13 protein-coding genes are annotated in these 15,130 nt (G+C 44.3%); 11 read left to right on the top strand and 2 right to left on the bottom strand.

Going from position 1 to position 15,130, the window contains the following annotated elements; all coding sequences use genetic code 11:
• The first annotated feature begins 28 nt into the window (after positions 1-28).
• On the top strand, positions 29-907 hold the full coding sequence (gene rbsK / locus CL176_RS11645) for a ribokinase (protein WP_118991440.1): 879 nt from the start codon (positions 29-31) through the stop codon (positions 905-907).
• Positions 904-1,902: a nucleoside hydrolase gene (locus tag CL176_RS11640; RefSeq protein ID WP_118991439.1), complete on the top strand. Its 999-nt coding sequence runs from the start codon at positions 904-906 to the stop codon at positions 1,900-1,902. The genes rbsK and CL176_RS11640 overlap by 4 nt, the downstream gene beginning before the upstream one ends.
• A 47-nt stretch (positions 1,903-1,949) precedes the next feature.
• Here the strand turns inward: CL176_RS11640 and CL176_RS11635 are convergent, their stop codons facing one another.
• Both CL176_RS11635 and CL176_RS11630 read right to left on the bottom strand, forming a co-directional pair.
• Positions 1,950-3,167: an O-antigen ligase family protein gene (locus CL176_RS11635; RefSeq protein ID WP_118991438.1), complete on the bottom strand. Its 1,218-nt coding sequence runs from the start codon at positions 3,165-3,167 to the stop codon at positions 1,950-1,952.
• A gap of 183 nt (positions 3,168-3,350) precedes the next feature.
• A complete protein-coding gene (locus CL176_RS11630) occupies positions 3,351-4,706 on the bottom strand; it encodes an FAD-dependent oxidoreductase (RefSeq protein ID WP_118991437.1) in 1,356 nt (451 codons plus the stop codon).
• Positions 4,707-4,910: 204 nt separating this feature from the next.
• On the opposite strand from CL176_RS11630, the gene CL176_RS11625 reads away from it, so the two are divergent.
• The 9 genes from CL176_RS11625 (at position 4,911) to ftsX (ending at position 15,036) form a co-directional block, all read left to right on the top strand.
• Positions 4,911-5,798, top strand: coding sequence for a diacylglycerol/lipid kinase family protein (locus CL176_RS11625; protein WP_118991436.1), 888 nt, complete (start codon positions 4,911-4,913; stop codon positions 5,796-5,798).
• A gap of 19 nt (positions 5,799-5,817) precedes the next feature.
• Positions 5,818-6,702 carry a DegV family protein gene (locus CL176_RS11620; RefSeq protein ID WP_118991435.1) on the top strand — a complete coding sequence of 295 codons (885 nt, stop codon included), beginning with the start codon at positions 5,818-5,820 and terminating at the stop codon, positions 6,700-6,702.
• A gap of 60 nt (positions 6,703-6,762) precedes the next feature.
• Positions 6,763-8,181 (top strand): ATP-dependent helicase ComFA, encoded by a 1,419-nt coding sequence (locus CL176_RS11615; protein ID WP_240430556.1) that lies wholly within the window; start codon positions 6,763-6,765, stop codon positions 8,179-8,181.
• Positions 8,168-8,941, top strand: coding sequence for a ComF family protein (locus tag CL176_RS11610; RefSeq protein WP_118991434.1), 774 nt, complete (start codon positions 8,168-8,170; stop codon positions 8,939-8,941). Before CL176_RS11615 ends, CL176_RS11610 begins: the two co-directional genes overlap by 14 nt.
• A gap of 188 nt (positions 8,942-9,129) precedes the next feature.
• Positions 9,130-9,693 carry a ribosome hibernation-promoting factor, HPF/YfiA family gene (hpf, locus tag CL176_RS11605; RefSeq protein WP_118991433.1) on the top strand — a complete coding sequence of 188 codons (564 nt, stop codon included), beginning with the start codon at positions 9,130-9,132 and terminating at the stop codon, positions 9,691-9,693.
• A 175-nt stretch (positions 9,694-9,868) separates the two neighbouring features.
• The gene (secA, locus tag CL176_RS11600; RefSeq protein WP_118991432.1) at positions 9,869-12,271 is read left to right on the top strand and encodes a preprotein translocase subunit SecA; all 2,403 of its coding nucleotides are present in this window, start codon (positions 9,869-9,871) and stop codon (positions 12,269-12,271) included.
• A 68-nt stretch (positions 12,272-12,339) separates the two neighbouring features.
• Positions 12,340-13,450, top strand: a protein-coding gene (gene prfB, locus CL176_RS11595) for a peptide chain release factor 2 (protein ID WP_205528116.1) whose coding sequence is annotated in 2 segments (ribosomal slippage) — positions 12,340-12,411 and positions 12,413-13,450 — 1,110 coding nt in all. Because the reading frame shifts where the segments join, the coding sequence is not laid out codon by codon here.
• A gap of 22 nt (positions 13,451-13,472) precedes the next feature.
• Entirely contained in the window at positions 13,473-14,159 is a 687-nt protein-coding gene (gene ftsE / locus CL176_RS11590; RefSeq protein ID WP_118991430.1) for a cell division ATP-binding protein FtsE, read from the top strand.
• On the top strand, positions 14,146-15,036 hold the full coding sequence (ftsX, locus tag CL176_RS11585) for a permease-like cell division protein FtsX (protein WP_118991429.1): 891 nt from the start codon (positions 14,146-14,148) through the stop codon (positions 15,034-15,036). The genes ftsE and ftsX overlap by 14 nt, the downstream gene beginning before the upstream one ends.
• Positions 15,037-15,130 lie beyond the last annotated feature (94 nt).

Here is a 15,130-nt window from a genome sequence, read left to right as displayed (position 1 = left end):
CGTATAATAAGACAGAAAGGGGTGCATTATGAAGAAGATACTTGTAATTGGAAGTGCGAATGTCGACTTTTCCGTACAAACGTCATATTTCCCTGAAGCAGGGGAGACGATGTTAGGCGAAGCTTTGATGATTCAAATGGGTGGCAAGGGCAACAACCAAGCAGTGGCAGCTAGTCGCTTAGGTGGGGAGGTGAGTATGATTGCTGCAATCGGCCAAGATCTCTGGGGAGAGCAGCTTCTCGCTAATTGGCAAGAAGAGAAAGATAATACGACCGGAGTTATCGCAAGGCCCGAAGCGACCGGGACGGCCCATATTACAGTAGCCGGAGGGGACAATGCCATTATTGTGATTCCTGGTGCCAATCATCATTTACAAATGCATCAAATAAATGAGCAGATGGCACTTATTGATGAGGCGGATATTGTTGTTTTACAGCTGGAGATTCCGTTGGAGACGGTTATGTCGCTAATTGAACTTTTAGACGAAAAGGGCAAAATAATTATCCTAGATCCGGCGCCGGCCCAAGCCTTGCCTTTAGCTTTGATTGAAAAGTGTACGTATCTTACACCTAACGAAGGTGAGCTCGAGAAGCTATTTAAAGGACCGGCTGAAGAAGTGCTAGCCAAGTATCCGCAGCAAGTACTCTTAACCAAGGGCAAAGACGGAGCCTATTACCATGATGGGGATAAAGTCGTGCATATTCCATCGCCTGCCGTTACAGTCGTTGACACAACCGGTGCGGGCGACACCTTTGCGGGAGCTTTGGCGGTTGCCTTAGCTGAAGAGCAGCCACTCAAAGCAGCGGTTCAGTTTGCCGTAAGGTCAGCGAGCTTGGCCTGTCGTAAATTAGGGGCTCAAGCCGGGATGCCCAAACGAGATGACTTAGAGGAGTGGTGTGAACAATGACTAGACGGAAAGTGATTATAGATACAGACCCAGGCATTGATGACGCAATTGCTATAATGGCTTTATTGCAGGCAGAAGACGTTGAAGTCTTAGGACTCACCTCGGTAGCAGGGAATAAGGGCTTGGATCATACTACGACGAACGCCGCTCGGATTCTAACCTTTATGGGGCAAAGGGCGCAGGTTTATCCAGGAGCTGACCGGAATTTACAGGCGATTGAGGCGGAAGAAGCATTACTTCGCGATGATGAAGCAGGCTTTGTGCATGGAGTGAGTGGCTTAGGTAATGCAGACTTACCTTACGATACCAGCTTAATAGCTCAACAGCAGGCAGTGTCGTTCATCCTGGAGCAAGTCCGCCGGTATCCTGGCCAAGTCGATATTATTGCGCTGGGACCTTTAACCAATCTTGCGCTCGCTGTAAGAGAAGACCCTACCGCCATGCGTCATGTGCGGCAAATCCATACGATGGGTGGGGGTGTTTATCGGGGGAATCGCTCCCCGGTGGCGGAGTTTAATTATTGGTTCGATCCTCATGCGGTTGATTTGGTTTTCCAAGAACTAGGTCCTTACTTGCCTATCTATATGATTGGCTTAGATGTAACCCATCAAGGGATTATTAATATGAATTATTTAACCTTCATGCAGCTGGAAGGCGGCGAATTGGGTCAGGTTATCTATGATATGATGGCGGTTTATATCCATCAGTACTGGAAGCAAGATCATTACCTTGGGGGTGTGATTCATGATTTGATGGCTGTAGTGGGTTACCTGTACCCAAAAATTTACTCAGATGTCTATCATGCGCACGTCCGTTGTGTCACGGATAGTGAATTAGCCTACGGACAGACGATTGTCGATTTACACCAAGCCTTTATGAATAAGGCAAATGCCTATGTTCCAATGGACGCAGACATTTCCCAATATAAGTATTATGTGATGGAACTATTATTCGGTTCAACGCAAGCGAAACTTTACCAACAGGCCAAAAGCTAACCAAAACCGCTCAGCTAAGTGAGGCTGAGCGGTTTTTAAATGGCGTTTCAAGGCTCATCAGTGTGGGATGAATCTTGCGGTACAATGAAATGGGTTTGTTCATCCAAATGAACCAAATCTTCAAGCACTGGTGTGGGTGGAAGAATAATGAGCAAGAAGATATAGGCTAATTGGAAAGAGAATATGGCAAAGTCGACAATCCCGTGGGCGATGACCGTGACAAATACAGCAAGGATTAAAGCTGTAGCTGAGCGTAATTCAGGCCGGGTAACGTTACGCCAAAGTTCTTTGAAATAGTCTTTGCATGCCAAACCTAAGATAACGCACCCGACAAGCCCGTAACTTGTCAGCAATTCAATAAAAATAGAGTGGGTATGTAATTTATACAAGTCAGATATTAAGTAGTAAGAATTGCGATAGGTTAAAGGGCCGGAGCCAAATATAGGATCTAATTTAAACAATTCCAGGCCGGCATGCCATATTTTGAAACGGTCTTGGAAGGCATAGGCAAGCGAGGCAAAGCGCGGGTATAAGTCAGGGAAAGCGATGAGAATTCCTAGTAGACATAGACCGATAACCAGAATACTCAGACCTGCTTTGCGGTGATTGATAAAGAGCATCACGAATAAGCTTGCAAGCAGGGCAGGCCAAATCATTCGTGACCCGGTTAAGGACATGCCGACTACATTGATGATAATGATGAATAGGTAGTAAAGGCGTCGGCCTCGGTGGTTTGCTTTAAGGAGCAGGAACAGTGCAATCAAGATCGCAAAGATACAGAATACACCGAATACATTGGCGTTAAATAGCGTGCCTGCAGGTCTTACTTGAATATTATGGTATTTAAAGACGTAGAAGATGTCGTAACTATTCTGATAAACGTAGCTTATGTATTGCCAGTAGGCGACGAAATTAACTAAGACACTTGCTAAGACAATTATTTTCAAAAGCCTCAAATAGGTCTTTGCCTGGATAATCGACCGGTAATAGGCAAAGAAAGCGACATAAATAATATAAACTAAGGATATTAAGAAGCCGATGAAATTTCGGGATGTCAGGGAGGTTAAGGCACTGTAGAGAATGAAGATGCCGAACCAACCACTGGATTGGATAATTTGCTTCCAGTTCTTGCGATGTTGCCAGATCATCATGAGCGTTAACAATACAACCAGGATGATACCTACAACATTTGGGAATATAATAACGATTGTTGATAAAGCTAGCCAAAGTAATTCTTGGCCTTCACTATTTAATGTAAAAGGCATGCGCCGCACTTTCTCACCTACCTTCTGTGCTCGTGCGTTGATATTTGAGTCATGCAATTCTTGGTCTGAGAAATCACCTTAATTTGCTAGATGATTTGTGTATGCTGACCTCTATTATACAGAAAAAATCACCCACAAAGATGATTTGTGGGTGATTTCATTAAAAAGTCATAAAGCTTTCGCTTAGAATAGCTCTTTATCGCTACCGAAAGTTTCGCCTAAGGCTTGTTGTGCTAGAACGTTTAAGAAGTTCCATGGGCGATCATATTCAGGTTGGAAGAAGAAGTCAGCTAGAGCTAAATCTTCTAAAGTCCAGCCGGCAGAGATAGCTACCGAAATTGCGTTGATCGATAACATAACGTCACGGGTTGACATTAATTGAGCACCAAGAATGCGGTGGCTTTCTTTATCATAGTGAACTTTCATGTGAACCGTTGTATCGTCACCAACGAAGTCTGGACGAATTTGTTCTTCATAGTACTTGCTGCCAACAGTTTCTGGATCAGAATCAATATCTTTCAGGCCTGTACAAGCAAAGTGATAGTCGAACAAGGCAAGTGCCGATGTACCTGAAACGGCAGGCATTTCAAAGGCGTTATTATGAAGTATATTCTTCGCTGCAATAACCCCTTGACGACGTGCGTTGGAGGCTAAGGCAATGCCACGTTTTTGACCGGTTGGGGCAAATGGGATAAAGGTAGCGTCACCTGCAACATAAATATCAGGGTTCGTTACAGATTGCATGTGTTCGTTGACTTCAATAAAGCCACGTTCATTCATTTCTAGGGTGTCTTTCAACCAAGCAGTATTCGGATAAACCCCTACTGCCATAACGACGGTATCGGCTTCGTATTCGCCTTTGTCAGTAATAACCCCGGCAACTTTACCATCGGCTACTTTAATTTCTTGTACTTTCTCGTTACCTTGGAATTTCATGCCGTGTTCGGCAGCATTGCTTTCCAAGATATCTGTGAATTCTTTATCTAAGTAGGTTGGTAAGATAGCGTCTAAAGAGTCGATTACAGTGGTTTCGATTCCAGCTTTAGCGTAAGCTTCAGCCACTTCAATACCGATGTAACCTCCACCGACAACAATAGTCTTCTTCGAGCTTGCCATACGTTCCTTAACTTTAGCAGCCCATTCACGGCCACGAAGGTAATATACGTGCTCGGCATCAATACCTGGAATTGGAATTTGGACAGGCACTGCACCGGGACTTAGGAATAATTTATCGTATGCCTCAGTACTTTCGCCTTCAGCTGTTCTGACCGTAATGGTCTTAGCTTGAGGATCTACACCGATAACATCACTTTCCATATGTACGTTTACGCCTTGTTCCTTATAAGAATCAGCGGTTGCATAATGAATGTCATCTAAGTTATCTGAGATACCTTCCAAGTAGGTTTGAATACCACAAGATAAGAAGGATGCTGTTTTGCCTCGTTCGTATAAGTGGATTTCTGTTTCAGGAGCGTCTTTCAAGATTGTTTGAACTGCTTCATAGCCAGCATGTGACGTACCTACGACAATGATTTTCATAGACGATTCCTCCATTTTTTTATTTTTTAGACAAATTTAGTATATCACAGAAAAGGGCGTTTCCGAAATGGATAGCTCATTAAACATCTTATTAATTAAATTAATTGCTAGCAATATTAAAGGTATCGAAATACTCATGAAAATTTCATGCTATACTACCAACAGTGTGATACAATAATGGACTGAATATGGAGGGAATAATTCTTGAGAAAAGCGATGGTTATTTATAATCCTTCTTCAGGTCAGAATTTGGCTGGAGAATATGAAGAAGTTGTGAGGGCGTCCTTATTGAGCCGTCATGATCAAGTTGACTTCCGTCAGACCCACGGAGCTGGGGACGCGGCTAAATTCGCCACCGAAGCTGCGCGCAGTGGCTATGGGACATTGGTGGTGGCTGGGGGCGACGGGACAGTGAGTGAGGCGGTAACAGGTCTTGCTGATGAAGCCAAACGGCCAGTTATTGGCATCTTGCCTCATGGGACGGTCAATAATTTAGCGAGAATGCTCGGTATTCCTTTAGATATTGCGGAAGCTATCGATGTACTGGCTAAAGATCATACACAGGCTATTGATATTGGCCAGGTGAATGACCGTTATTTCATCAGTACGGTCTCGATGGGAAGTGTACCGGAGTCCGTTCAAGAAGTTAACCCAGAAACGAAATCGAAATGGGGACCTCTGGCGTATTTATTTAAAGGGATTGGGGCTTTTCTAGACAGTAATGCGCGCGTCTACGAAATATTAGCTGATGGCGAGCGCTTTGAAGGTTGTTATCAGATGCTTGTGGTAGGTATGGGCCCTTCAGTTTATGGCCTGGAACACTTCTATGAGAATGCACGCTTAGATGACGGCAAGATGCATCTGTTAGCTTTGAAAGATGTGTCGATCCTTGAAAGCCTTAGTGCCTTACCAGAAATATTTAAAGCAGAGAAACAAGAACATGATGCCTTGGACATGATTTCCTTTCAAACAGCTGAAATAAGTGTTGTCGGAGAAGGGCAGCAAACAGTGACGGTTGATGGGGATACGGGAACCGCCCTACCGCTACGTCTGCGAACTGTGCCTCAACATATCCAAGTACTAGTTCCTTAACGATTGAAAGAGAGGTGTTATGATGAAAATCGCCATTATTACCGATAGTACAGCGGTCTTACCTGAAGAGATAGCAGGTCACCCAGATGTTTATCAAGTGAATTTATCGGTGCAGTTTCCAGATGGATCGTCGATGGAAGACACATCAGATTCGGCCACTTTAAGGAAGTTCTACCAGGAGCTTGAAGGGATGGAGGTGTTACCTAGGACATCACAACCTCCCCTGGGAGCCTATTATGAACTGGTAGATGCTTTAATTGCTGCTGGCTATGAAGCGATTTTAGCAGTACATTTGTCGGGTAATATTAGTGGTACCTTTAGTACTGCACAGACAGTTCTAGCTGAATACAGTGAGCAAGTTAAAGTGCATGCCATAGACTCTAAAGCCGCTTCCGTTGTTATGACAGCACTCATACGCGAGGCCATCCGCTTGTTTGAAGCTGGGGAAACTTTCGAGAATGTTATCCTTGCCTTAGAGTGGTTAGCTGAGCACTCAACGGTTTACCTTATGGTTGAAGACTTAATGAATTTACAGAAAGGCGGCCGCTTGAGCATGGGCAGTGCTGTGGTCGGGCAATTCTTAAAAATTCGGCCTTTATTGTATTTCGACGAAGTGGGGAGTATTCAAGTCTTTGAGAAGATTCGTACGAATCGCAAAGTATATCAGCGATGGGTAGAATTAGCGCAAGAAGCCCTAAAAACTTACCCCCAGGGGATTGAAATCAAGTTAGCACACGCAGCCGCTGAAGAAGATATTCAACAGATTGAAGCTTTATTGAAAGAAGCTTTGGTATGGCAAGATTCCATTGAAGTGGCTTACTTGAGTCCAGTTATTGGAACTCATACAGGTAAAGGCGCTAAGGGCTTTGCTATAATTCCTCAAATTCCAAGTAAAATAATTTAAAATTGACCAGATGGAAACACCCCCTATTTTGCGTATATATAAATAGGAGGTGTTTTTATAATGGAGATGAATAGGTCATTGGCGTCTTTATTCTGGGGGCGCTTACTCACAGAACATGAGGTCAAGCATAGTTTGCAGGCGATTGGCCAAGGCGATAGCTACGAAGCAGTTATTCAGGAGCTAGGGGCCCGGGAAGCCATTGTAGCTTCCGATGAAGGCTATCGCTGTGGTCGCTGCAATAATACGGATTCGCATCAGTTTGTGCGCTTAGATATGCCCACAACGATTCAAACGGAAGACTTGGTATATTGCTTGGCCTGTATTCAGATGGGGCGCATTACTAAGGGGAAGTCTTTGTATTATTTACCGCAAGCCCCTGCGCAAGAAAGAGTTAAGGAAAACTCATTACTTACGTGGGAAGGGACACTATCCGCTGAGCAAGCTCGGGGGAGTCAAGCTTTAATCGAGAGTCTCGCGGATACCCAAAGGCCCCATATGATTCATGCTGTAACAGGTGCAGGCAAGACGGAGATGATTTTCCCAGCGATTGCCCATGTCTTAGAAGCAGGAGGTCGGGTTTGTGTTGCTTCGCCGCGGATTGATGTCTGCTTGGAACTTGCTCCAAGATTGCAGACGGCTTTTAAGGAAGTTCCTGTTTCTTTGTTATATGGGCATAGCGAGGAAGCTTATACTTATACGCCCTTGGTTGTTAGTACGACCCATCAGCTTTTGCGCTTTGCTGAAGCCTTTGATTTATTAATTGTGGATGAGGTCGATGCCTTTCCTTATGTGAATAATTCACAACTGCATTTCGCCGTAGAGCGGGCGGTCCAAGCCAGTGGGAAGTTAATCTACCTTACAGCTACACCTAATCAGCACTTAAAAGATTTGGTAGACAATCAGCAACTTACGGCAACGGTCCTACCAGCGCGGTATCATGGCTATCCCTTGCCAGAACCTGTCTTTACCTGGATTGGTGATTGGCGCCATGCAATTAGAACCAGGAATCAGCAGTCTGAACTTTGGCGCCTATTACAGGAAGTCTTAGCTTTAGAGGGTGTGCAGTTAATCTTTATGCCAAGTATTCGCTTAGCAGAGGCGTTATTTGCTTGGTTACAGCAAAGTTCAAGCCCTTATTTAATGGCCTGTGTTCATGCTAAAGATCCCGAGCGCAAGGTAAAAGTACAGGCACTTCGCGACGGAGCCTATCAAGCCTTAATTACGACGACAATATTGGAACGGGGCGTAACCTTTGAGAATTGCCAAGTTTGTATCGTAGGTGCGGAAAGCCCGCTCTACTCCCAGGCAGCCTTAGTTCAAATGAGTGGCCGGGTAGGGCGGCGGCCCAATTATCCAACGGGGCAATTAATTTATGCCCATGGTGGTATCAGTCGTGCGATGAAGCAGGCTCGGCAAGAAATTCAGACGATGAATGCAATGGGGAGAAAGCGGGGGTTGTTGCATCATGACCAAGCCTAGGACTTTTGCTTGTTTAAGTTGTGGGAGTCGCTTGCATCATGAACTGCAAGTCCAGCATATTCTCAGCTTAAAGCCGATTGAATTCCCTTTGCTTTGTGAGACTTGTCAAGCACAGTGGCAGCACTTAGATGATACGCATTTGCTGTGTTGGGGCTGTTCCCGGTATTTGCATGAAACAGACGACATTTATGAACAGCCTCACAGACGAGATGATTTAACGTATTGCTTTGATTGTATACGGTGGTTGGAGCGGTATGACGCCCGATTTATTCACCATCAATCAATCTATCAGTATAACGAGGCCTTTCGTGAGTGGCTCTACCAATATAAATTTCAAGCGGATTTTCGCCAAGGTTGGTTGGTCAGCGAAGCACTTGCTAGTAGTTATCAGCAACAACAAGCTTACCAATGGCTTGTGCTAGCCAGTTCACCAGCGAGCATGCAGATGCGAGGGTTTCATGCAACTAGCTTACTTCTGGATATGGCGGACATTCCACATCAGTCGCCATTTACCTATATTGGCGATAATCAGAAGCAATCCAGTAAGACACGCCAGGCTCGACTTCAGTTAAAGCAAGCTTTTGCGATTGATGATATGGCCTCACTAGTCGATCGGCCGTATCTTATCTTTGACGATGTGTATACAACGGGGGCGACGATGTTATTGGCTAAGCAAATCTTATTTGATGCGCTTAAGGCACGCTTCCCTGAAAGTGAACCGGTCATTGAGAGTATTAGTTTGGGACGAGATACTGATTAAATGAGAAAGTTGTTTCCGTTTTCAAATGCTTATAATTGTGTTATAATACAAACAAGTAGTAAAGCTACTCATTAACTAATATCGCCAAGTCATTTGGATCGGATATTAGCTTTCAGTCGAACCATGCGAAGGAATGTATTCGATGCGAATGGCTGATGTTAGAATATATTGTGGAAAGAGGGATTTATATGTTTAACTATAATGTACGCGGAGAGAATATCGAGGTAACTCCTGCTATACGGGAATATGCCGAGAAGAAAGTATCGAAATTGGAGCGTTTCTTTGATGACGCACCTGATGCAACCGCACATGTGAACTTGAAAATCTATCCCGATAAAACAGCCAAAGCTGAGGTAACAATTCCTCTATCATTCCTAGTCTTACGCGCTGAAGAGACAACGGATGATTTATATAAGAGTATTGATTTTGTTGTCGATAAGCTTGAGCGACAAGTTCGTAAATATAAGACCAAAATCAATCGCAAATCAAGAGAGAAAGGCTTTGAGGGCCTATTTGAAGCAGAAGCTGCTGCTGGTTCGGTTGCAGAAGAGGCTGATGAGAACCTTGAAATTGTTCGCTCTAAACGGATCGATTTAAAACCAATGGATAGTGAAGAGGCTGTTTTACAAATGAATATGTTAGGCCACGATTTCTTCATCTATACCGATGCAGAAACGAATGAAATTAATATTGTGTACCGCCGCAATGACGGACGCTACGGCCTAATTGAAACAGCAACATTAAATGCATAAACATAACATAACCCTGACCGCTTAGCTCGCTAGGAATCTCTAGTGGGCTTTTTGCCGTGAACTTTAAATAAACAATTTCTTTTCTCACAAATCCATGTTAAACTAAGAGAGTAACCATTTTTCTTGAGATGGTATATCGATATATAAATAAGTACTTAACCAAAGGAGCATCTAGATGGCTAATTTTCTTAAGAATTTAATTGAGAATGATAAAGGGGAATTGCGTCGAACGAGCCGCATCGCTGATAAAATTATGGAGATGGAGCCGACTTATCAAGCAATGTCGGACGAAGCTTTGCGTGATCAGACAACTCAGTTCCAACAAAGATATAAACAAGGGGAAAGCTTAGACAGTATTCTACCAGAGGCTTACGCTGTAGTACGGGAAGCAGCTCGTCGAGTTATCGGTCTTTTCCCATATAAAGTACAAATTCAAGGGGCAATTATTCTTCATGAAGGCAACATTGCTGAGATGAAGACCGGGGAAGGTAAGACGTTAACAGAGACAATGCCAGTTTACTTGAATGCCTTGGCTGGTAAAGGCGTGCATGTGGTAACGGTCAATGATTACTTGGCGACGCGTGACTCGCAAGAAATGGGCGAAATCTTCCGCTTCTTAGGCTTAACTGTCGGGTTAAACTTGAATAGCCTCAATCCACAACAGAAACGTGAAGCGTATAATGCAGATGTGACGTATAGTACGAATAATGAACTGGGCTTTGACTATTTGCGCGATAACATGGTTGTTTACAAAGAACAAATGGTCCAAAGACCGCTTTACTATGCAGTTGTCGATGAAGTGGACTCAATCTTAATCGACGAAGCACGTACACCGCTCATTATTTCCGGTCAAGCTGGTAAATCAACTGCTTTGTATACGCGGGCGGATTATTTCGTCAAAGGCTTAAAAGAAGATATAGACTATACGATTGACGTAACGTCTAAGACGATTGCCTTAACGGATGAGGGGACTGACAAGGCAGAGCGGGTCTTCCGTTTAGACAACCTCTACGATGTAGGCAACACTGCCTTGGTGCATCATATTGATCAAGCCTTACGGGCCAACTATATTATGTTGAAAGATATTGACTATGTCGTCGATGAAGGCAAGGTCAAGATTGTTGACGGCTTTACTGGCCGTATTATGGACGGTCGTCGCTACTCAGATGGCTTGCACCAGGCGATTGAAGCCAAAGAGAACGTTGAAATCGAAGATGAATCGAAGACGATGGCAACAATCACCTTCCAGAACTACTTCCGTATGTATGAAAAGCTTGCCGGGATGACTGGTACAGCCAAGACGGAAGAAGAAGAGTTCCGGGAAATATACAATATGAACGTCATTCAAGTGCCAACCAACCGTGAAGTCATTCGCGATGACCAGGCCGACTTATTGTACCCGAATTTGCGGTCGAAGTTTAATGCCGTTGTAGAAGAAATCAAAGAACGCCATGCTACAGGGCAACCGATTCTAGTCGGTACTGTGGCCGTTGAAACATCTGAATACTTATCCCAACTTCTTACACAAGCGGGCATTCCTCATGAAGTCTTGAATGCGAAAAACCACTTTAAAGAAGCAGAAATCATCATGCAAGCCGGCCAAAAAGGTGCCGTAACGATTGCCACGAACATGGCTGGTCGAGGTACGGATATTAAGCTAGGTAGTGGGGTAAAAGAAATTGGTGGCCTCTGCGTTATTGGTACAGAACGCCATGAATCCCGTCGTATTGATGATCAATTACGGGGTCGTGCGGGCCGTCAAGGGGACCCAGGAGCCTCACAATTCTACTTATCCCTTGAAGATGACTTGATGCGCCGCTTCGGCTCAGATCGTATTCAAGCGATGTGGGAGCAACTCAACATTGATGATGACGGCAATGATATGGCGATTCAAAGTCGCATGCTTACCCGTCAAGTTGAATCGGCCCAAAAGCGTGTGGAAGGCAACAACTATGATACACGTAAGAACGTCTTAGAGTATGACGAAGTGATGCGTGAACAAAGAGAGGTTATTTACCGTCAGCGCCAAGACGTTATTAACTCACAAGAGCCGTTAACACCGTATATTAAAGCCATGATTTACCGCACCATTGAGCGGCAAGTTGCCCTATATACCGAAGGTGATAAGGCAGAATGGAATCTTGATGGCTTGAGGGACTTTGTTGATACGGTACTTCTACCAGAAGATGCGGTTACGATGGCAGATTTATCTGCCCAAAAAAATCCGAAGCAATTGGTTGAATTGATTTATAATCGCGCGGAAGCGGCCTATGATGCGAAAATCCAAGAGTTAAATGGTGCCCAACAAATTCTTGAATTTGAGAAAGTGATTATCTTACGGGTTGTGGATTCTAAATGGACCGATCACATCGATATGATGGATCATTTGCGCCAAGGAGTCGGCTTACGGGCTTATGCTCAAACGAACCCACTTACCGAGTATCAAACGGAAGGTTATGAACGCTTCGAAGAAATGATTGCAGCGATTGAATATGATGTTGCGCGCTTTGCGATGAAAGCACAAGTTCGTCAGAATGTGCAACGTGAGCAAGTGAATAAACCAACCCGAACAAGTTAATAGTTCTACTGTGAGCCACACCTTGTTAAGAAGGGTGGCTCCTTTTTGCCAGAAAGGAAAGTAAAATAATGGAGAAATTTGAAATGAAGCAATTTATTGCTGACGCTAATGAGCGTTTAGCTAGTATAAGGGGGTCTCTTTGACTTAGATGCATTAGAGGCGGATATTGCTGATTATGCCTATCAGATGAGTCAGCCGGATTTCTGGGAGGATAATCAGAAGGCCCAAGAAGTCATTAATGCGTCCAATCAAGCGAAGGCGACGTATGATTCAGTACAGAAGATTGGCCAACAGCTCGAGGATTTGAGTTTAGCTTTTGAACTGTATGAGGAGACTGAGGATGCGGAGATGGGTGAAGAGGCCGAGCGTTTAGTGAAGCTAGTCCAAGAAGATCTGCAACAATACGAGACGGCGCTCCTTCTATCCGGTGAGCATGATCACTTGGATGCGATTGTAGAAATTCATCCCGGGGCAGGAGGTACCGAATCACAAGACTGGGGTAGTATGTTACTGCGTATGTACCAACGCTGGCTTGATCAACATGGTTATCAATATGAAGTGATTGACTTTCAGCCAGGCGAAGAGGCGGGCATTAAGAGTGTCACGCTAGAGGTAAAGGGCCGTGATGCTTATGGCTATTTGAAATCCGAAAAGGGCATCCATCGGCTTGTGCGAATTTCGCCTTTTGATTCCAATAGTCGCCGCCATACTTCTTTCGCCTCAGTGGAAGTAACCCCTTTGATTGATGATAGTATTGAAGTCGACATTCAATTAGATGAGTTGCGTATTGATACCTATCGGGCGAGTGGAGCAGGTGGGCAACACGTTAACAAAACCGATTCAGCTGTGCGTATTACGCATATTCCAACAGGAATCGTCGCACAGAGTCAGTCGCAACGCTCTCAATTACAAAACCGTGAACAAGCGATGAACCTTCTGAAAGCTAAATTATACCAAAAGCAAGAAGAGGAGAAGGCACGTGAGCTAGCTGCTTTAAAAGGCGAGCAACAGGATATTGCTTGGGGCTCACAAATTCGTTCTTACGTCTTCCATCCTTATTCCATGGTAAAGGATCACCGAACAGATTATGAAGTCGGTAATGCAGAAGCGGTTATTGATGGTGATTTAGATGGCTTTATTGATGCATACTTGAAATGGACGATTCAACAGAATCAATGATAAGCATTAGGAGGTATGGTAAATGCTACAATTAACCAATGTATCTAAGCAGTATTCAAATGGTGTCCAAGCCTTAGCGAATGTATCTGTGCGAATTGAGCAGGGAGAGTTTGTCTTCTTGATTGGCCACAGTGGCTCAGGCAAGACGACGCTGATGAAGCTACTCTACCGTGAAGAGCAAGCAGATCAAGGTTCAATTCAAGTGGGTAAGTTTAATGTGACGAAATTACGCAAGTCGCAAGTACCAGCTTTGCGCCGTAATGTAGGGGTCGTCTTCCAAGACTTTAAGCTTCTTCCTCGTCTCACAGTGTACGAGAATGTAGCCTATGCCATGGAAGTTACCGGCAAGAGTCGTAAAGCCATCAAGAAACGTGTCGCAGAGGTGTTGCAACTAGTTGGCTTAAGTGAGAAAGCGCATGACTTACCGGCAGAACTTTCCGGCGGTGAGCAGCAACGGGTGGCCATTGCGCGCGCCATTGTGAATCAACCGAGTATCCTCATTGCAGATGAGCCAACCGGCAACTTGGATCCGCAAACAGCGGAAGGTATCTTCCGCTTGTTAGAAGCGATTAATCAAACGGGAACAACGGTCTTGATGGGGACCCATAATGATGGTTTTGTGAATGAGCGGAAGTACCGTGTTCTTCGCTTAGAAGCTGGACAGCTTGTAAGTGACACTTACAAGGGGGGGTATCATGAGAATTATTAGAACGTTTTTCCGACATATTCGCGATGGTTTCAGAAATTTATTTCGGAATGGTTGGATGACAACGGCGAGTATCCTATCCATGTCGATAGCTCTAATTGTCATTGGTGGCTTGGCCTTAGTCATGCTTAATGTGCAGAATATTACAACGGATATTGAAGAAGGGGTGCAAATCCGTGCCCATATTGACGTGGCTGCTAGCGCTGAAGATGAGCAGGTTTTAGGTGATTCGATTCGATCCTTAGAACACGTCACTGATGTCGTTTATCGTACCAAAGAAGAAGAACTAGCGTCTTTGGTTGCGGAAGTAGGGGAAGAGTTCGAGTTATTAGCTGGTGATGCAAATCCCCTTTATAATGTGTATATTGTTGATGTCGATGATATGGCTTATTTGGAAGAGGTTCAAGCGGCGATTAGTCAGATGCCTTACGCAGTTGAGGTGACTTATGGTGAGCTGGATACGGAAAACTTGCTGAGGATGATTGAGATTGTCCGCGTTGTTCTAGCCCTTCTAGCAGCCATTATGGTTGTTATTGCGGTCTTATTGGTAACGAACACCATTCGTATGACGATTAATGCTCGCCAAGATGAAATTGAAATTATGCGCCTGGTTGGTGCACAAAATAGCTATATTCGAGCACCTTTTATCTACGAGGGTATCTTTATTGGTGCAATTAGTGCCTTAATTGCTAGCTTATTGCTTTATGCAATCTATCAAGGTCTGCAACAAGCTACCTTTGAAATAGTTGGTGTGCAGATTCTTCAATTGGCTCCGATTTATCCGAATATTCTTTATATTGGCCTTGGCTTACTGGTTCTCGGTTGTTTACTGGGTATTATTGGGGCCCGTCGATCGATTCGGCGCTTTTTGCGAATATAGGGTGAAGCTCGCATAACTTGAACGTTATGCGAGCTTTTTGGGTGTGTAAAAGTTTGCCGAAATTTGTTACTATATATTAAAGCATTGAAATTAT

Origin of the sequence: Suicoccus acidiformans (assembly GCF_003546865.1) — a bacterium.
GTDB lineage: Bacteria > Bacillota > Bacilli > Lactobacillales > Aerococcaceae > Suicoccus > Suicoccus acidiformans.
The sequence above is the reverse complement of the archived record's forward strand: the minus strand, read 5'-3'. Positions and strand labels throughout refer to the sequence as shown.